Raw genomic sequence first — 17,845 nt, forward strand, 5'->3', positions numbered from 1 at the left:
AACTTCCCACAAACATTGCCAGCATACACAGGCCCAATGGATTACCCTAAGTTCCAAGGTAATAATGGTCCAGTTGTTTCGCCATATTCAGAAGGACCGAATGGCCCAATGTATCGTGGTCAACCTAATCCGTATTTTGATCCGAGTTCACAATTATTCACTCCATATGCACAAAATCAATCTTCTTATGGTGTACCGTACTTTGAGGAAGACGAAAATTAAATTCATGGATTTTGATCAGGCGATTTCTATCATGAAATCGTCTGTTTTTTTATGATTGCCTTTTAATTGTTAGTAACCCATCAATTAACAATTTAAAAATCTCCTAATTGGTCAACCTAACTATGTAATGCTCTTGAGGTATTACAAATAGCTGTAGTTAAAGGGAGGTTTTTATTTTGAATAAAAAAGGTCTAATCGTAGCTACTGGTACTGTTATAACTGCATTAGCTTTATCTGGTTGTGGCACAAATAATAATGCAATGAATGACCGTAATGACAAAGTTGGATACGAAAGAGTGAACTTCGACAATAGACCGACTAACCCTTATGCGGTGAATGAGCGTTATGTTAATGATTTAAATTATCCAAACAATAGAGATATGTATGCCAAACAAAATGTTCATTTTGGTAATGACCGTATTAACGAAGGATTAAATAGTGAATATAAAAATGATGGCATTATCCGTGATGGAAAGACTACACGTAATGCCAATAATTATAACAATCAATATTCATTAACTGATCAGACTCGTTATAATACAACTAATGATGTAAATGATAACTCACTCATACCATTTACAAATATTAGTACTAACACCAGAATGAACGAAGGGGATAGAATTTACGCAGATCAAATCTCAAAACGAGTAGAACAAATGACAAATGTAAATGACGCAAAAACAATTGTCGTTGGAGATCAACTACTTGTTGCTGTAGATTTAACGAATAAGAACGTTGACGAAGGTGCACTTCGTTCAAAAATCAAAAATACATTATCACCATATACAAGTGGTAAAAAAGTATATGTCACATTTGATGGTAATGTACGAAATGATATCATGAATATTCCAAATGACACGAATAATATCATTCGTAATACAAAGAATGATGTTAAAGACATGTATCAAGATGTTAAACGTGGCGTAAAAGATATTACGACTAACAACAAGTAATGTAAAAAAGGAAGAGGCTTAAGCTTCTTCCTTTTTTTAAATAACGATGAGTTGCCGATCTGATCTCATTGATTGTTTGTAAAGTTATAAAATAAAATAAAAGAAAAAAGAATTGAAAAGACTAATATTGTATGCTAAAGTGTATTTATCCTAAAAATGACCAAAAAACAAATTTGGTCAGTTAGTCGAATAGGAGGGACTATGTGAGTAATGTAAAGAAGCAGTTTATATTAGATGCAGCAACAAAATCTTTTACAATATTTGGCTATAAGGCGACAACTATGAGTCAAATTGCCAAACAAGCAAATGTTGGTAAAGGAACAATTTATACTTTTTTCAAAAATAAAGAAGAATTATTTGATGAAATCATCAATAACTTAATTATTGAAATGAAATACTTAGCTGAACAATCAATTCGAGATGAAGATTCATTTATCGAGAAAGCTCATAAAGGGTTAGAAGTATTTATTGCATTTCATAGTGAACATGATTTAACAATTAAGCTAATTCAAGAACAAAAAGAATTAGGCACAGTAGCAGTACATGATGCGCTAAAACGGTTAAATAATTCAATTATTATTTACATTAAAAAGAAAATTGAAGAAGCAATCCAGAAAAATGAAATTGTTGCATGTGATCCAGAAATGACTGCTTTAATTATGTTAAGACTTTACACTACTTTAAAAATTGAATGGGAAAGAGAACATGAAGCACTTAGTCCACAAAAAATAACAGAACTATTTAATTTTTATATTCTAAATGGATTATCAAAATGATATCCATTTAATTTATAGTATAAAATGACCAAATGAACAAATTGGTCAATTAGTACAAGGGGGAATATAGTTTGAACTCACAATTTGGAAAGGAATTTAGCAATATTGTTCGCAATAAGAAACTTCTAGTTCCAATCATTGCAGTGTTGTTAGTACCATTACTTTATAGTGGTATGTTTTTATGGGCATTTTGGGATCCATATGATAAATTAGATCAAATTCCAGTTGCAGTCGTTAATCTTGATGAAGGTACTGAGTTAGAAGGTAAACAAATTCAAGTTGGTAATGAATTGGTCGATAATCTAAAAAATGACGATAATTTCAAATGGACATTTGTCGATAATGAAAAAGCAATGAAAGGCTTGAAAAATCAAGATTACTACATGGCTGTCCGAATTCCAAAAGATTTTTCTAAAAATGCAGCTACAGTAACTGAGGATTCACCTAAAAAATTGACAATGGAATATATTCCAAATGAAGGATTTAACTTCTTATCTGGTCAAATAGGTGGTACTGCAGCTGAAAAAATTAAAGAAAAAATAGCAAACACTATTTCAAGAACTTATGTCGAAACAATATATGATAGTATCGGTGAGTTAACTGATGGAATATCGAAAGCAAGCGATGGATCGGCAAAGCTTGATAAAGGTGTAGGAGACGCCAAGGATGGATCTACAAAACTTTCGAATGGTTTAAAAGAACTTTCAAGTAAGTCAGTAGAATTAAAAGAAGGTGTTGGAAAGCTTGATGATGGTTCAAAACAAGAATTAAATGGATTAACTCAATATACTTCAGGCGTTAGTCAAGTAAACGATGGATTAAAACAATTAGAATCAAATGCAGGACCACTAGGGTCAGGTATTAATCAATTGGCACAAGGGTCTAATCAAGTAAATGATGGTTTAAATCAGTTAAATGGAAAAATGCCTGCTTTGCAAGATGGCTCAGCTCAATTACTTGAAGGATCAAAATCCATTTCTTTAGGACTAAAAGAATGGAATAAAGGTGCAACATCGGCAGCAGCGGGTGCACAACAAGTCGCTGCTGGAATTGAACAACTTCAAAAAGAAATGGCACCATTATTAGCTACATTACCTGCTGAACAACAAGCAGTGTATAAAGCTAAAATAGAGGCATTAGTTTCAGGCAGTAAAACTGTATCAACTGGTATCTCTCAATTATCTGCAGGTGCAGATAAATTATCTGCTGGTGGAGAGAGTTTATCAGGAGGCGCTCAAAAACTGAATGACTCGCACAAAGAACTTGCAACAGGTGTCTCAAAATTAGCTAAAGGTCAGACTGAAGTTTCAAATGGATTGAATCAATTAAATGAAAAAGCTCCACTTTTAGTGAATGGCATCAATCAACTATCTGCTGGTGCACATCAATTAAATGATAACTCATCTAAATTATTAGGTGGTATGAATCAAATTTCAAATGGGATTTCAACTTTAAATGGTAATACTCCGCAATTAGTATCAGGTGTAGATCAATTAAAAGGTGGTTCAATTCAATTAGAAGATGGATTAACAAAAATTAAAGATGGAACTAGTGAATTATCAAGCAAGCTTGGTGATGCTAAGTCTAAAACTAGTGATGTATCAACTAATGATGAACAATTAGATATGTATTCTGATCCAGTTACACTTGAAAAAGATAGTGTAAATGCAGTTCCTAACTATGGAACAGGTTTTACACCGTATTTCTTATCAATGGGATTATATGTTGGAGGCTTATTACTTTCTGTAGTATTCCCACTAAGAGAAGCTGCTTCTAAACCTCGCAATCCATTTAGCTGGTATGCAGGAAAAACGAGCATCCTAATTGGTGTTGGGATTATTCAATCACTTGTAGCAAGCTTTGCATTAATCACATTATTAGGATTAGATGTAAAATCTTTACCGTATTACTTATTAATCAGCTTAGTAGCAAGTTTTGCATTTTTAGCTTTAATTCAAATGTTAGTAACTGTATTCGGCGACGCAGGTCGATTCCTTGCAATCATTGCGTTAATTTTACAGTTAACAACAAGTGCAGGAACATTCCCACTAGAATTAGTACCAGATTTCTTACAACACTTTAATGCATTTTTACCAATGACTTACACGGTAAGCGCATTTAAAGCAGTTATTTCAACTGGAGACTTCAGCTTTATGTGGCAAAATGTAGGTATTCTTGCAGGATTTATAGTGCTATTTAGCTCAATTACTTTAATGTATTTCGTAGTGAGCTTCAAAAAGCAACACGGTAGTCAGTTAAATGAAAATCAAACGATTAATGCTTAATATCGATAAAACCCTATCAATTTGATAGGGTTTTTGTTTGTTAGTACAGTTAATGCTTCTTTAAATTCTGCTCTTTTAAAAGAAGAATGTTGATTTCCATTCCAGGATGCTCGACTCCTATAAGAGATGTGGGACAACTGAGAACCCACAGACGGCTCGAATACGCTGAGGAAGCTGAGCGAACCCTCAATGGAAAGTGATTAATCTAGAGTGTAAAAATGTCCTGGAGTGTAAATTATCATCATACTTTTTTTATTGAATCTATTAAGACCCTATTAGACTTGCCTTGTCATAAGAGCATGAGATAATAGATATATGATTTGATGGAAGGAGATCGTTAAAAATGATTAAACAAATCAATCATCAAGATCGTCAAACTGCAAAGCAAATATTAGATGTACAAATTCCCGCATACAAAATAGAGGCACAAATTATTGGGTTTGATGGAATCCCGCAATTAAAGGATACTGTTGAAACAATTGAAACTTCAACTGAATTATTTATTGGTTATCTCCATGAGAATCAAATAATAGCTTTTTTATCCTACTCAAAAGATGAAAATGAGTATCAAATATGTAGATTGGTTGTTCAGCCTACCTATTTTAAACAAGGCATCGCCAGGAAATTACTAAAATACTTTATGAACGAAATTGTTAGACCTCATGAAAAAGTAATCGTAAGTACAGGAGCAGATAATATTCCAGCTATTAATTTATATAAAAGTGAAGGCTTTGCATTTCTAAAAAATATAGAAGTCGCGCCTAACTTTTATATTTCTTTATTTGAAAGAGAAACAATAGTTAACTAAAAAGTGAAATAATTCAAAAAATGTTCAAATAATAAAGAAATTTAGCAAAGAGAAAATGATAAAATAATAGTAATAAGAAGAATTAGAATTTCTTTTTTACATTATTGAATATCGCTTTGTTTGCTATTTATTAACCCCCTATTAGCTCATAAAGGTGACTCTTTATGGGCTTTTTTTTGTTAGATTGAAATAGGATAAAGTTAAAAATAATGGTCAAACTAAAAAAGCTTGTACAATATGTCTATAGGAGTTGATGTTTGTGAATAAGTTTATTTTGATTCTAGTATGTTTGCTTTTCTTATTTATTCCAACACAAACTGAAACATCGGCAGAGCTCAATCAGGTGGATTCATACGATTATTCTACTGAAAAAAAGGGAATCACAATCATTCTTCATAAAGTTTACGTGAATGGAGAAGTGATAGAGGAAATATATATCAATCAACACAAAACTCTAAATCAAGTCAAAAGAGAGTTTAAAGATTGGAAAGTAATAGAGGAAAATGATGATGAAATCGTATTACTGAAAAAAATAGATGACCTTTCACCAACTTTAAAATCAAAAGGCTATATTGGTATTAATAGCAAAGGCATGTTGAATTTATATATTGGTACACCTAGTGGAAATAATATTATTGAATCTTTCTTTCAGATTGACACGAATAAATTAGAAGTAAATAAACAGAAACAACTTGAAAGAGGCATTAAGATATCAACGAAAAAAAGATATGATCATATTTTAAATTATTTAAGAGAATATGCACGTAAAGATACGTAAAAATTAGATTTTCAGACTGATTGAAAACGCTACTTGTCTTTCAAGGTTTGATGCCAAAAGCGGATCAGTTTTACCTCGCCGGTAATGAGCTCTAGCCGGTGAAGCTACCAAGAAAGCGAGTGTTTGGCGAATCGTATGAATGGACTTGTTTCATAACAAGTCCATTTTGCGTTTAGTTTAATATTTCCATTCATTTCGTAAGATTGAATAGGAAATCGTAGAGTGAGCTATTTCATCTTGAATTAAATACTCTCTCAATAATCCTTCATTTACGAACCCTAGTTTTTCAAGTAGTTTTTGAGAAGGAATATTTTCTGGGTAGACGATTGCACCAATTCGATTCAGGTTCAATTGATCAAAAGCGTATGTACAAATTGCTTTTACAGCTTCGGACGCATACCCATGACCCCAGTAATCAGGATGAAGTTCATATCCTACCTCAGCTCTTTTATTTCGTTCTTGATAGGCATTAAGGCCACAAGAACCTATTAACGTATTTGTTTCTCTATTTACGATCCCCCAACGAATCCCTTTTTTTGTTGCAAACATCTCTTTAAAGTAATGAATAAGATCCAATACCTCACTAGTATTATTGATTGTATCAAGCCCGTAATAGCGGGTCACATTTTCTATGGTTAGTATTGAATACATCCGATTTAAATCAGTTACCTCAATTTCCCTTAAATAAAGGCGTTCCGATGTTATCAATGGAAACATATAAATAACAGCCTCCTTTTATGATAAAAATTCTATTTTCGACATTTTCGACAGTCGTCTATTTTTTTCCTTCTTCTTTATATGGTACAATGGAATACATGTAAAAAGGGGAGAGTACCATGTACGAATATATAATTGGAAAGATAGAATGGGTTGGTCCTGAATATATTGTTATCGATCATAATGGAATAGGATATCAATTAGTAACGCCGAATCCTTTCGTTTTTAGACCTTCGAAAGAAGAAATAAAAGTTTACACACATCACTATGTTAGAGAAGATATAATGATGCTATATGGTTTTAAAACAATGGATGAACGTACTTTATTTCAAAAGCTATTAAGTGTTTCTGGAATCGGTCCAAAAGGTGCTTTAGCAATCGTTGCAACTGGTGAACCGAACAAAATTGTTCAAGCGATTGAAGAAGAAGACGAAACATTTTTAACAAAATTTCCAGGTGTCGGTAAAAAGACTGCAAGACAAATGATCCTTGATTTGAAAGGGAAACTTGAAAAAGTATTTGGCGTTGTGCAAGTCGATTTATTTACTGATATTGATGCGATAGTAGAAAAAGAACAAGCGGCTTCATCCTTAGATGATGCTATGGAAGCATTGAAAGCATTAGGTTATGCTGATAAAGAAACGAAAAAATTAATTCCAATACTAAAAGCAGAAAATCTGTCAACTGATGAATATATTAAAAAAGCTCTTCAATTATTATTGCAAGCTAAGAGGTGATATCAATGGATGACCGGATTTTATCTAGTGAGAGTCAAAGTGAAGAATTTGATCAAGAGCTTTCTTTACGACCTCAGTCTCTAAGAGAATACATAGGACAAGATAAAGTAAAAAAGAATTTACAAGTTTTCATAGAAGCCGCTAAAATGCGTAGTGAATCTTTAGACCATGTTCTATTATATGGTCCTCCAGGGTTAGGTAAAACTACATTAGCTGCAATAATAGCAAATGAACTTGGCGTTGGATTTAAAACGACATCAGGGCCTGCCATCGAGCGATCTGGTGATTTAGCAGCTGTTTTAACATCACTTCAACCTGGGGATGTTTTGTTTATCGATGAAATTCACCGCCTACCAAGGACAGTTGAAGAAGTACTTTACCCCGCGATGGAGGATTTTTTCTTTGACATCGTAATTGGTAAAGATGCCACTGCACGCTCAGTTCGAATTGATTTACCTCCTTTCACTTTAATAGGCGCAACAACTAGAGCCGGTTTACTATCAGCACCACTGCGAGACCGATTTGGGGTATTAAATCGATTAGAGTTTTACACAGTAGAACAACTTGCATTAATCGTAAAACGTACAGCTGAATTATTTGGAATGGAAATTGAAAAAGATGCAACATTAGAAGTCGCTAGAAGGTCTAGAGGAACACCTAGGATTGCAAATCGATTACTACGTAGGGTGAGAGATTTTGCTCAAGTTCAAGGAAGTGGTATCATCACATTTGATATAGCAAAAAGCTCGTTAATTCAAATGCAGGTAGATGAAGTTGGACTTGATCATATTGATCATAAATTACTTTTAGCGATTATTGAACGTTTTAGAGGTGGTCCTGTGGGACTTGATACGATTGCAGCTTCAATTGGAGAAGAATCACAAACAATCGAAGATGTCTACGAACCCTACTTACTTCAAATTGGATTTCTTCAAAGAACGCCAAGAGGTAGAATTGTTTCGGATTTAACTTATAAACACTTCGGATTAGAGGTTCCAAAACAATGATTGAGATGTCAAAAGTACTAATAACACTTGGAATTGTTCTACTTGTTGTTGGGATATCATTACGCTTTTTTGGAAAATTACCAGGCGACATATTCGTTAAAAAAGGGAATGTATCTTTTTACTTTCCAATCGTAACATGCATTATCATTAGCGTTATTTTATCACTTATTTTCTCATTGTTTGGGAGAAAATAGGTTAGAGGTAAAAAGTTAAGGAAAAGTGGGGAGATCAATTGTAAGAAGCGAATAAACAATTTGTTTCTTTACTTCCCATTCTGTTATTAATATAGAAATAGGTGAAAGTATGGATGTACAATTATTTGATTTCGATTTACCAGAAGAGTTAATTGCGCAAACACCCCTGTTAGATCGTGAAGCATCTAGATTAATGGTATTGAATAAAGAGACTGGCAAAGTTGAACATAAACAGTTTCCAGATGTATTGGCGTATTTACAAGAAGGGGATTGCCTTGTTTTAAATGAAACGAAAGTAATGCCTGCTAGATTATTTGGTGAAAAAGAAGATACTGGTGCGCAAATTGAAGTTTTATTACTTCAGCAAGAAGAAAAGGATGTTTGGGAAACACTAGTAAAGCCTGCAAAAAGAGTAAAAGAAGGCACGATCATTCAATTTGGTGATGGCCGTTTAAAGGCTGAATGTGTTGGTACAAGTGAGCAAGGTGGAAGAAAACTTCAGTTTCATTATGATGGTATTTTTTATGAAATACTTGATCAACTTGGTGAAATGCCACTACCTCCTTATATTAAAGAAAAATTGGATGATAAAGATCGCTATCAAACAGTCTTTGCAAAGGAAATTGGTTCCGCAGCTGCCCCGACGGCAGGTTTACATTTTACGAAAGAACTTTTAAACAAAGTTCAAGAGAAAGGCGTTAAACTTGCATTTATTACGCTACATGTTGGTTTAGGAACGTTTAGACCTGTAAGTGTTGATTCCATTGAGGAGCACGATATGCATGCTGAATACTACTTCATGTCTGATGAAACTGCAAACCTATTAAATGAAACAAAGGCAAACGGGGGAAGAATAATAACAGTTGGAACAACATCCACTCGTACTGTTGAGACGATTGCAACGGCAAATGATGGTAAATTTGTAGGTTGCAGTGGTTGGACGTCTATCTTTATCTACCCTGGTTATCAATTTATGGGAATCAATGGGATGATTACGAACTTCCATCTACCAAAATCTACTTTAATAATGTTAATTAGTGCTTTAGCTGGAAGAGAAGCAGTTCTATCTGCATACAATCAAGCAGTTGAACAAAGATATCGCTTTTTTAGTTTTGGCGATGCAATGTTAATACTTTAAGAATTGAAGGGAATCTAAAAATGACAGCAATACGATATGAACATATAAAAACTTGTAAACAAACTGGTGCAAGATTAGGAATCGTCCATACACCGCATGGTTCTTTTGAGACGCCTACATTTATGCCAGTAGGTACATTAGCAACAGTAAAAACAATGTCTCCTGAAGATTTAAAAGCGATGGGCGCAGGTATTATTTTAAGTAATACATATCACCTATGGCTTAGACCAGGTCATGAAATCATTAAAAACGCAGGTGGATTACATAAATTCATGAACTGGGACCGACCAATATTGACGGATTCTGGCGGTTTCCAAGTTTTTAGCTTAAGCCAATTCCGTAAAATTGAGGAAGAGGGCGTACACTTCCGTAATCATTTAAATGGGGATAAACTATTCTTATCACCAGAAAAAGCAATGGAAATACAAAATGCTTTAGGCTCTGATATCATGATGGCATTTGACGAGTGTCCTCCGTATCCTGCTGAATATGATTATATGAAACGTTCTGTGGAGCGTACTAGTAGATGGGCTGAGCGATGCTTAAATTCACATGCACGTCCAGAGGATCAAGGATTATTTGGAATTGTTCAAGGTGGAGAATATGAAGAGCTTCGTAAACAAAGTGCAAAGGATCTAGTTTCATTAGATTTCCCAGGTTATGCTATTGGAGGGTTATCAGTTGGTGAGCCAAAGGACGTAATGAATAGAGTATTAGAGTTTACAACACCATTACTACCTACAAATAAACCACGTTATTTAATGGGTGTAGGGTCTCCTGACTCTTTAATTGATGGCGCAATTCGCGGTGTCGATATGTTTGATTGTGTACTTCCAACTCGTATTGCAAGAAATGGTACATGTATGACAAGTGAAGGTAGATTAGTCATTAAAAATGCAAAGTATGCAGAGGATTATTCACCACTTGATCCAAATTGTGATTGCTATACATGCAAAAACTATACAAGAGCATACATCCGACACCTTATTCGATGTGAAGAAACGTTTGGAATGAGATTGACTACTTATCATAACTTACATTTTCTGTTACAATTAATGGAACAAGTTCGTCAAGCAATCCGTGAAGACCGTTTAGGAGATTTCAGAGAAGAATTCTTCGAGCAATATGGCTTCAATAAACCGAATGCTAGGAACTTCTAATTTTACATAATGAAAGGAAGAAAAAAATGTCAGGTGGAATAGCAGGGATTTTACCATTAATATTAATGTTTGTAATTTTCTACTTCTTATTAATTCGTCCTCAACAAAAGCGTCAAAAAGCAACTGCTGCAATGCAAGCTGCAATTGGTAAAGGCGATGCGATTGTAACAATTGGTGGGTTACATGGAACAGTTGATTCAATCAACGAAGAAAATCACACAATCACATTAAAAACAGCAGATGGTTCACGTTTAGTTTTCGATCGAAACGCAATCCGTGAATCTAAAGCGAATGCATAAATCGTTTTGATGGAACGTAAAAACGCTAGTTTATTTGATAAGCTAGCGTTTTTTCCATTTTATAATGGATTAGCGATTATAAGATTTATTACTTGCTGTATTTACCCCAAAAATAGAACCTAACATACAAATTGCAATAAAGATGGCATGATACATTAACTGCTCTTTAGAAAATGTACGGTCAAACCCTAGGAATTGTACAAAAAATACAAATATAGAATAAGCTCCACTTGTTAATAAACCTAGTAACCATCCTTTTTCCTTCCCTTTAGCACCAGTTACAAACCCACCGATTAACATAATAATAAAAGATAGTACAAATGTTGTTGTTGTCACACTTGCTTCGGACAGTGAAGTTAGTCTAAGTAATAATGATAAAATTAAACTAATTGACAATACTAATAACAAAATGGTTAAAACACCATAAGAGACAGCTACTGCTGTTTTTTTCATCTATAATTCCCCCCTTGTACACTCTTTAATACAAGCATATTCATGAGTTGGATTTTTAGAATACTTATAGCATAAATACAAATAGTAATTTATATTGGACTTTCATAGTAGAGTTAAGAGTTTTCATTTAATAGAAATAGGATATTTATTGATTAGTTATGGCTGTGAGGTGAGTAGTGAATGGATCTTGGTTCTATGACGATTCGTACGATTGTTATCTATTTAATCATCGCTTTTTTGTTTCGGGTTATGGGGAAGAGAGAGATTGGTGAATTAAGTTTATTAGACTTAGTCGTTTTTATTTTATTAACTGAAATTGCTGCAATTGGCATAGATAGGCATCAGGAACCAATTTTCGAAGTCGTATATCCTATGTTACTAATTGTCATCATTCAAATTATTTTATCTATCATTTCATTAAAAAGTGTTAAGTTTAGAAAGTTATTAGATGGTACGCCGGTTTTCATCATTAGTAACGGGAAAGTACTTGAAAAAGAAATGAAGAAACAAAGATATACGTTTGATGATCTTCTTTTACAACTAAGAGAAAAGGATATTGGTGATATAAGAGATGTTGAATACGCTATTCTAGAACCGTCAGGAAAACTATCTATTTTTAAAAAGAAGTCTGAAGAGAGTGACCATAGTGCATTAACGTTTCCACTCATTCTAGATGGAATCGTTCAAGAAGATAATCTTATTCATTATAAAAAAGATAAAATATGGTTACTTCAACAATTAAAAAATCATGGCTATACACATTTTGAGCAAATCTCATATTGTAGTGTAAGAGATGGTGAAGTGTTTATTGATAAGAAAGTGGATAAGTGATGTAGGTGAAGAGTGATATTAGAAAAATGAGCAGAGTCCCTATTGCCTACACAGTAGCAAAAAGAAGCGGTCAAAAAAAGTGCCTATATACTTTTGTATAATAGACACTTTTTTTGTAGGGAAATTTTCAAAAGCAAATTATCTAGTAATGATTTTATTGAAAAATGGAAGTCGAATGATTTCATCTTTCTTTATTAAATTAAAAAGCAGAATCAATAGTATGTACATTAGCGTGACAATTGAGATACTAGATAAGGTTTGTACTAATAATGAAGATGAGAATACTACATAGTGCTTTATAAAATTGCCTAAGTAAATACAAGCTCCTAAAATAATTAAGCAGTAAACATAGTCTTTAATATAGATAGTAAATTGAATTGCTTTTAGTACAGTAAAGAAGTGAAGTACTGTAATCGTGACAATGCTTATGTTCATTGCCAAAGCGACTCCGTTTATACCAAATTTTGGATTGGTCGCTAGTAAAAGAATGAAGGCGATTTTTACGACTGAACCAACAAAACTATTTATCATTGCCGAATTTGCAAGATTTAATGCCTGAAGAACAGCTTGAAGAGGTCCTTGGAAATAATAAAAGATAAAACAAGGTGCAAGTAATAATATGAAAGGTGTTGCCTGGTCACTTTTATACATTAAAGTTAAGATCGGAGATGCAAAAACATAGAGAATGACAACAGACCATCCGCCAGCAATCATGGAATATCGGAGTGATTGTTGTAATCTTCGTTCTACTGTAATGCGATCTTTTTTTGCCATTGCTTCACTTATGGCAGGAACAAGAGAGGTTGATAGTGCGTAAGTGATAAACGCTGGGAGTAGTAATAATGGTAAGGCATAACCAGAAAGCAAACCATATTGTTTAGTCGCTGCTATTGCTGTAACGCCGGCGATCGCTAAACTTTGGGAAACAACAATTGGTTCTAAAAACATTGAAATGGAACCAATTAAACGGCTACCTGTAGTTGGTAAAGCAATACCTAATAAATCACTTAGCGTTTTTTTGCCATCTTTAATGTTTGAACGAAAACCAGTTATAAACTTTGCATTTTTTTCTTTCCTAAATACATATAGCATATAAACCAGTGAAGCTAATTCTCCGAAAACTGCTGAAATAATAGCCCCGCTAGCAGCAAATTCTACTCCATATGGCAAAAATGTTTGGGTACACACTGCTACTAAAACAATACGTACAGTCTGCTCAATAACTTGAGAGAACGAAGATGGACGCATGTTTTGAACACCTTGAAAATAGCCACGTAAAACTGATGAGATCGCAATAATCGGTACAACTGGAGCGATTGCAATTAAAGGATACATCGTTCTAGCATCAGTTAGTAAATTTTTTGCTATATATGGGGATAAGAAGATCATCGCGGTTGTAAAGATAATGCTTAGAATACCAGTTATGGTCATTGAGACAGCTAAAATTTTCTTTATTCGATCTTGTCTCTGTTGTGCTACGGCTTCTGCAATCAATTTAGAAATTGCAATTGGTAAACCTAATTGCGTTAAGGTCATAACTAAAAACAATGTTGGTACAGCCATCATATATAATCCGACGCCTTCTTCTCCCATAATTCTTGCTACTACAATACGATTAAAAAATCCTAATATTCGCGTAATAAGTCCCGCAATTAGTAAAAAAAACGTCCCTCTTAAAAACGTTTGCTTTGACATAGCGTTTACCACCTTCTCAAACTGCCTAGAATGATTTACAATTATATATATGCTTTAAATGTAGCCAAGCATGACAAGTTCACATCTAGAGAATGAAAAAATATGGACTAACGTCATTTTTCTAAAAATACAGAAAATTAGGAGGGAAGAGTATGTCGGCGTTTCGTGAGAAGGTTTCTGAATATAAACCGAAGCTACAAGTTGTAATAGAAAGTAAATTGGACGAGTTTAAAATGCTTGGATATGATACCGTCAGTGAGGATGAATTGTGGCAATGCCTGGAAAACACTTTATGGCGAAAGAATGAGGACGAACCGAAATTATTTCAACTTGTTGAGGACATACTCTCTTTAACTGTAAATGATTATATGAATTATATTCGAATTGAATCGTTTAAATCTCCTACATGGCAATTTGGGGAGTCAATCTAGCCAAAAATTGACAATGAAAAAATTGCATTTGTATAATGAAAGAATGAATACATACCATTTTTATACTAGACTTGGACAATTTAGAGGAGGAAATTCACAAAATGGTGAAGCGTAACAGAATAGTTGCTTTCTTCTTAATTATTGCTGTTTTAGCAGCGGTAATTGGAACGACTGTAATGGGTACTGCGAACAAAATAAAGCTAGGTCTTGATCTACAGGGCGGCTTTGAAGTACTTTATAAGGTCAAACCAATTAAAGAAGACGAAAAAGTAAATAAAACTGTATTAGTAAGTACAGCAAAAGCATTAGAAAAACGTGTTAACGTATTAGGTGTAAGTGAACCTAATATTCAAATCGAAGGAAAAGATCGTATTCGTGTTCAATTAGCTGGTGTAAAAGACCAAGCAAAAGCACGTGATATTCTTTCGACTGAAGCGAACTTAACGATTCGCGATGTAAATGACAAAGTATTAATGACAGGTGCAGATTTAAAAGAAGGTGCATCTAAACAAACATTTGATGAAATGAATAAACCAAGTGTTTCGATTACATTCAAAGATGCTAAAAAAGTTGAAAACGTAACTAGCAAAGTTTTACAAATGGGTCCTCCAAATAACATGATGGTTATTTGGTTAGATTTTAAAGAAGGACAAGATTCATTTAAAAAGGAATCAGCAAAAGAAAAACCGACATATTTATCAGCTGCTAGTGTAAATCAAGTATTTACAGATGATTCTCTTTCGATTGTAGGATCTACTTTTACAGTCGAAAGTGCAAAAGAATTAGCTGATTTATTAAATGCGGGTGCGCTACCTGTACATCTTGACGAATTATACTCTACTTCAATTGGAGCTAAGTTTGGTACTGATGCACTTCATGAAACGATCTTAGCTGGTATGGTAGGGGTTATCATCATCTTCTTATTCATGCTTTACTTCTATCGTTTACCAGGACTACTTGCATGTATCATGCTTACTGCATATGTTTACGTGACATTACTAGTATTCGATTGGATGAATGCCGTATTAACTCTACCAGGTATTGCTGCCTTAATTCTAGGTGTCGGGATCGCGGTAGATAATAATATCATTACGTATGAACGATTAAAAGACGAGTTGAAATTAGGTAAATCAGTTGCATCTGCTTACCGAGCTGGAAATCAACGCTCATTTGCAACAATTTTTGATGCGAATATCACTACATTACTTGCAGCAACAGTATTATTTATCTTTGGTACAAGCTCTGTAAAAGGTTTTGCAACAAGTTTAATTGTTAGTATTTTAGTCAGCTTTATTACAGCGGTTTTTGGAACTCGTTTATTACTTTCTCTATTAGTTCAAAGTCGTTATTTAAATAATAAAAAAACTTGGTTTGGCATTAAACAAAGTGAGATTTTAGGATTAAATCATAATTTAGCTCACCCACCAACGAAGTATGATAAAGTCGATTTCGTAAGTATTGGACGAAAATTTGTGTATTTCTCAATTATTACAACAATCATTGGGGTAATTGTCCTTTCAATTTTCCGTTTAAATCTTGGAATTGATTTTGCAAGTGGAACACGTGTAACATTTGAATCAAAAACAGCTGTTACAAAACAAATTGTTAACGAAGAACTAGATAAATTAGGTTTAGAAGCCGAAAGCACGACGATATCAGATAACGGTGCAAAAGCCGGTTCAATCGCGTTTAAAGGTGTATTATCTAAAGATCAAATCAATAAATTGAAAAAAGAATTTATAACTGAATTTGGAATTGAGCCGAATGTAAGTACTGTAGACCCAGTAGTTGGTCGTGAATTAGCAGCCAATGCATTAAAAGCATTAGTGATTGCATCAATAGGGATCATCCTATACGTTTCTTTACGTTTCCAATTCTCTTATGCTCTAGCTTCAGTAATTGCATTGATTCATGATGCGTTTTTCATTGTTGTTGTATTTAGTATTTTTAGATTAGAAGTTGATATTACATTTATTGCGGCTGTTCTAACGATTGTTGGTTATTCAATTAATGACTCAATTGTTACGTTCGACCGTGTACGTGAAAATATGAAGCTTAAAAAGAAAATACGTACTAGAGAAGAATTGAATGAAATTGTAAATGATTCGATTCGCCAAACTTTAGGTCGTTCTGTTAAAACTGTACTTACAGTAGTTTTAGCAGTAATTGCATTATTAATTTTTGGTAGTAGCGCAATTCTTAATTTCTCAATTGCATTATTAATCGGATTAGTTGTTGGTACTTATTCTTCTATCTTTATTGCATCTCAAATTTGGTTGTTTATAAAAGGACGCCAACTTGATAAACATCAAGTAATAGAGACTGAAGAAGCAAAATAAAATTTTAAAGAGTATAGGCTAAATGCTTATACTCTTTTTGTTTTAGAATTAAACGGAAATGAAAATACTACATTAATGTGTTGATAGATCAAAGTCGTAATAAATGGAAGTAGGTAGAGACTTATGGAGCAAGAAGAACGGTATAAAGAAGCCAAGAAAGGTGCTTATATAGGAATTTATGGTAATCTACTCCTTGCAATTGTCAAAATGATTATTGGGTATATTGGAAATAGTAAAGCATTAATGGCAGATGCAGTGCATTCAGCATCTGATGTAGTAGGTTCATTAGCAGTGTTATTTGGTTTAAGGGCAGCAAAAATGCCACCCGATGAAGATCACCCTTATGGACATGGTAAAGCAGAATCAATTGCAGCAATCATTGTAGCAGTACTATTATTCATTGTTGGCATTGAGATTGGTAAATCTTCTATTGAATCATTTTTTAAACCAGTTGAATCACCAGAAGTTATTGCTTTACTTGCAGCTTTTATCTCAATATTTTTGAAAGAATGGATGTTTCGTTACAAGTTTGCACTTGGGAAAAAATTAAATAGTGATGCAATAATTGCAAATGCATATGAACATCGTTCTGATGTATATTCATCAGCAGCTGCGATGATCGGGATTGGAGTTGCCATTATTGGAGAGAAAATAGATATGCCAGTTCTTCTCTATGCAGATCCTGCAGCAGGATTAATTGTATCAATCATGATTTTAAAAATGGCATGGGATATTGGAGCTGAATCAATACATACAACTATGGATCATGTTCTTCATGAAGAAGATGTACTGCAATATAAGGACATTGTAAAGACTATAGAAGGGGTAAAAGATATAAATACGCTTTACGCTAGGGAGCATGGATATTATGTCATTATTGATATAAAGGTTTCAGTCGATCCATATATTACTGTTGAAGAAGGACACAGGATTGGAAAAAATGTAAAAGCGAAATTAATGGAACAAAAGGATGTAGAAAATGTGTTTGTCCATATAAATCCATATAATGATAAAAATAATAC

General features: G+C 33.6%; 19 protein-coding genes. 16 read left to right on the forward strand and 3 right to left on the reverse strand.

The genetic code is table 11. The annotated features are described in order from the left end of the window. The 6 genes from V7056_RS03500 to V7056_RS03525 form a co-directional block, all read left to right on the forward strand. A partial coding sequence (locus tag V7056_RS03500) for a hypothetical protein (RefSeq protein ID WP_499699332.1) occupies nucleotides 1-222 on the forward strand: 222 nt, incomplete at its 5' end. Nucleotides 223-398: 176 nt separating this feature from the next. Continuing rightward, nucleotides 399-1,175 (forward strand): YhcN/YlaJ family sporulation lipoprotein, encoded by a 777-nt coding sequence (locus V7056_RS03505; RefSeq protein WP_499699334.1) that lies wholly within the window; start codon nucleotides 399-401, stop codon nucleotides 1,173-1,175. A gap of 203 nt (nucleotides 1,176-1,378) precedes the next feature. Beyond that, on the forward strand, nucleotides 1,379-1,951 hold the full coding sequence (locus V7056_RS03510) for a TetR/AcrR family transcriptional regulator (protein ID WP_499699336.1): 573 nt from the start codon (nucleotides 1,379-1,381) through the stop codon (nucleotides 1,949-1,951). Between the two features lie 71 nt (nucleotides 1,952-2,022). Further along, nucleotides 2,023-4,236, forward strand: coding sequence for a YhgE/Pip family protein (locus V7056_RS03515; protein ID WP_499699338.1), 2,214 nt, complete (start codon nucleotides 2,023-2,025; stop codon nucleotides 4,234-4,236). 343 nt (nucleotides 4,237-4,579) lie between these two features. Beyond that, a complete protein-coding gene (locus V7056_RS03520; protein ID WP_499699339.1) occupies nucleotides 4,580-5,044 on the forward strand; it encodes a GNAT family N-acetyltransferase in 465 nt (154 codons plus the stop codon). A gap of 259 nt (nucleotides 5,045-5,303) precedes the next feature. After that, the gene (locus V7056_RS03525; protein ID WP_499699341.1) at nucleotides 5,304-5,822 is read left to right on the forward strand and encodes a BofC C-terminal domain-containing protein; all 519 of its coding nucleotides are present in this window, start codon (nucleotides 5,304-5,306) and stop codon (nucleotides 5,820-5,822) included. 177 nt (nucleotides 5,823-5,999) lie between these two features. On the opposite strand, the gene V7056_RS03530 is transcribed toward V7056_RS03525, so the two are convergent. Continuing rightward, a complete protein-coding gene (locus tag V7056_RS03530) occupies nucleotides 6,000-6,539 on the reverse strand; it encodes a GNAT family N-acetyltransferase (protein ID WP_499699343.1) in 540 nt (179 codons plus the stop codon). A gap of 119 nt (nucleotides 6,540-6,658) precedes the next feature. Between V7056_RS03530 and ruvA the strand changes: the two genes are divergently transcribed. The 6 genes from ruvA to yajC all read left to right on the forward strand — a co-directional run bounded on the left by ruvA (nucleotide 6,659) and on the right by yajC (nucleotide 11,074). Then, entirely contained in the window at nucleotides 6,659-7,276 is a 618-nt protein-coding gene (gene ruvA / locus V7056_RS03535; RefSeq protein ID WP_499699345.1) for a Holliday junction branch migration protein RuvA, read from the forward strand. A gap of 5 nt (nucleotides 7,277-7,281) precedes the next feature. Next, a complete protein-coding gene (gene ruvB, locus V7056_RS03540) occupies nucleotides 7,282-8,283 on the forward strand; it encodes a Holliday junction branch migration DNA helicase RuvB (RefSeq protein WP_499699347.1) in 1,002 nt (333 codons plus the stop codon). Continuing rightward, a complete protein-coding gene (locus V7056_RS03545; protein WP_499699348.1) occupies nucleotides 8,280-8,477 on the forward strand; it encodes a DUF2905 domain-containing protein in 198 nt (65 codons plus the stop codon). Before ruvB ends, V7056_RS03545 begins: the two co-directional genes overlap by 4 nt. Before the next feature lie 109 nt (nucleotides 8,478-8,586). Then, entirely contained in the window at nucleotides 8,587-9,615 is a 1,029-nt protein-coding gene (gene queA, locus V7056_RS03550) for a tRNA preQ1(34) S-adenosylmethionine ribosyltransferase-isomerase QueA (protein ID WP_499699350.1), read from the forward strand. 20 nt (nucleotides 9,616-9,635) lie between these two features. Further along, nucleotides 9,636-10,775 carry a tRNA guanosine(34) transglycosylase Tgt gene (gene tgt / locus V7056_RS03555; RefSeq protein WP_499699352.1) on the forward strand — a complete coding sequence of 380 codons (1,140 nt, stop codon included), beginning with the start codon at nucleotides 9,636-9,638 and terminating at the stop codon, nucleotides 10,773-10,775. A 26-nt stretch (nucleotides 10,776-10,801) separates the two neighbouring features. After that, a complete protein-coding gene (gene yajC / locus V7056_RS03560) occupies nucleotides 10,802-11,074 on the forward strand; it encodes a preprotein translocase subunit YajC (protein WP_499699354.1) in 273 nt (90 codons plus the stop codon). A gap of 69 nt (nucleotides 11,075-11,143) precedes the next feature. Here yajC and V7056_RS03565 read toward each other — a convergent pair whose 3' ends face one another. Next, nucleotides 11,144-11,527 (reverse strand): TIGR04086 family membrane protein, encoded by a 384-nt coding sequence (locus tag V7056_RS03565; protein WP_499699356.1) that lies wholly within the window; start codon nucleotides 11,525-11,527, stop codon nucleotides 11,144-11,146. 180 nt (nucleotides 11,528-11,707) lie between these two features. Between V7056_RS03565 and V7056_RS03570 the strand changes: the two genes are divergently transcribed. Continuing rightward, nucleotides 11,708-12,358, forward strand: a complete 651-nt coding sequence (locus V7056_RS03570; protein ID WP_499699358.1) for a DUF421 domain-containing protein — start codon at nucleotides 11,708-11,710, stop codon at nucleotides 12,356-12,358. 138 nt (nucleotides 12,359-12,496) lie between these two features. Here the strand turns inward: V7056_RS03570 and spoVB are convergent, their stop codons facing one another. Continuing rightward, nucleotides 12,497-14,053, reverse strand: a complete 1,557-nt coding sequence (gene spoVB, locus V7056_RS03575; protein ID WP_499699360.1) for a stage V sporulation protein B — start codon at nucleotides 14,051-14,053, stop codon at nucleotides 12,497-12,499. A 152-nt stretch (nucleotides 14,054-14,205) separates the two neighbouring features. Here spoVB and V7056_RS03580 point away from each other — a divergent pair, with 152 nt between their 5' ends. The 3 genes from V7056_RS03580 to V7056_RS03590 form a co-directional block, all read left to right on the forward strand. Beyond that, on the forward strand, nucleotides 14,206-14,484 hold the full coding sequence (locus V7056_RS03580; protein ID WP_499699362.1) for a post-transcriptional regulator: 279 nt from the start codon (nucleotides 14,206-14,208) through the stop codon (nucleotides 14,482-14,484). Nucleotides 14,485-14,585: 101 nt separating this feature from the next. After that, the gene (gene secDF / locus V7056_RS03585) at nucleotides 14,586-16,823 is read left to right on the forward strand and encodes a protein translocase subunit SecDF (RefSeq protein ID WP_499699364.1); all 2,238 of its coding nucleotides are present in this window, start codon (nucleotides 14,586-14,588) and stop codon (nucleotides 16,821-16,823) included. 123 nt (nucleotides 16,824-16,946) lie between these two features. Continuing rightward, the coding region (locus V7056_RS03590; protein ID WP_499699366.1) for a cation diffusion facilitator family transporter at nucleotides 16,947-17,845 on the forward strand (899 nt) is incomplete at its 3' end.

Source organism: Bacillus sp. JJ664 (genome assembly GCF_036962205.1).
Classification (GTDB): domain Bacteria; phylum Bacillota; class Bacilli; order Bacillales; family Bacillaceae_G; genus Gottfriedia.

Bases quoted from the DNA above. Each gene is read 5' to 3' on its own strand.
- V7056_RS03580 (WP_499699362.1), top strand. From the start codon at position 14,206: ATGTCGGCGTTTCGTGAGAAGGTTTCTGAATATAAACCGAAGCTACAA.
- V7056_RS03565 (WP_499699356.1), bottom strand. From the start codon at position 11,527: ATGAAAAAAACAGCAGTAGCTGTCTCTTATGGTGTTTTAACCATTTTG.
- secDF (WP_499699364.1), top strand. From the start codon at position 14,586: ATGGTGAAGCGTAACAGAATAGTTGCTTTCTTCTTAATTATTGCTGTT.
- ruvA (WP_499699345.1), top strand. From the start codon at position 6,659: ATGTACGAATATATAATTGGAAAGATAGAATGGGTTGGTCCTGAATAT.
- ruvB (WP_499699347.1), top strand. From the start codon at position 7,282: ATGGATGACCGGATTTTATCTAGTGAGAGTCAAAGTGAAGAATTTGAT.
- V7056_RS03520 (WP_499699339.1), top strand. From the start codon at position 4,580: ATGATTAAACAAATCAATCATCAAGATCGTCAAACTGCAAAGCAAATA.
- V7056_RS03545 (WP_499699348.1), top strand. From the start codon at position 8,280: ATGATTGAGATGTCAAAAGTACTAATAACACTTGGAATTGTTCTACTT.
- queA (WP_499699350.1), top strand. From the start codon at position 8,587: ATGGATGTACAATTATTTGATTTCGATTTACCAGAAGAGTTAATTGCG.
- yajC (WP_499699354.1), top strand. From the start codon at position 10,802: ATGTCAGGTGGAATAGCAGGGATTTTACCATTAATATTAATGTTTGTA.
- V7056_RS03570 (WP_499699358.1), top strand. From the start codon at position 11,708: ATGGATCTTGGTTCTATGACGATTCGTACGATTGTTATCTATTTAATC.
- V7056_RS03530 (WP_499699343.1), bottom strand. From the start codon at position 6,539: ATGTTTCCATTGATAACATCGGAACGCCTTTATTTAAGGGAAATTGAG.
- spoVB (WP_499699360.1), bottom strand. From the start codon at position 14,053: ATGTCAAAGCAAACGTTTTTAAGAGGGACGTTTTTTTTACTAATTGCG.
- tgt (WP_499699352.1), top strand. From the start codon at position 9,636: ATGACAGCAATACGATATGAACATATAAAAACTTGTAAACAAACTGGT.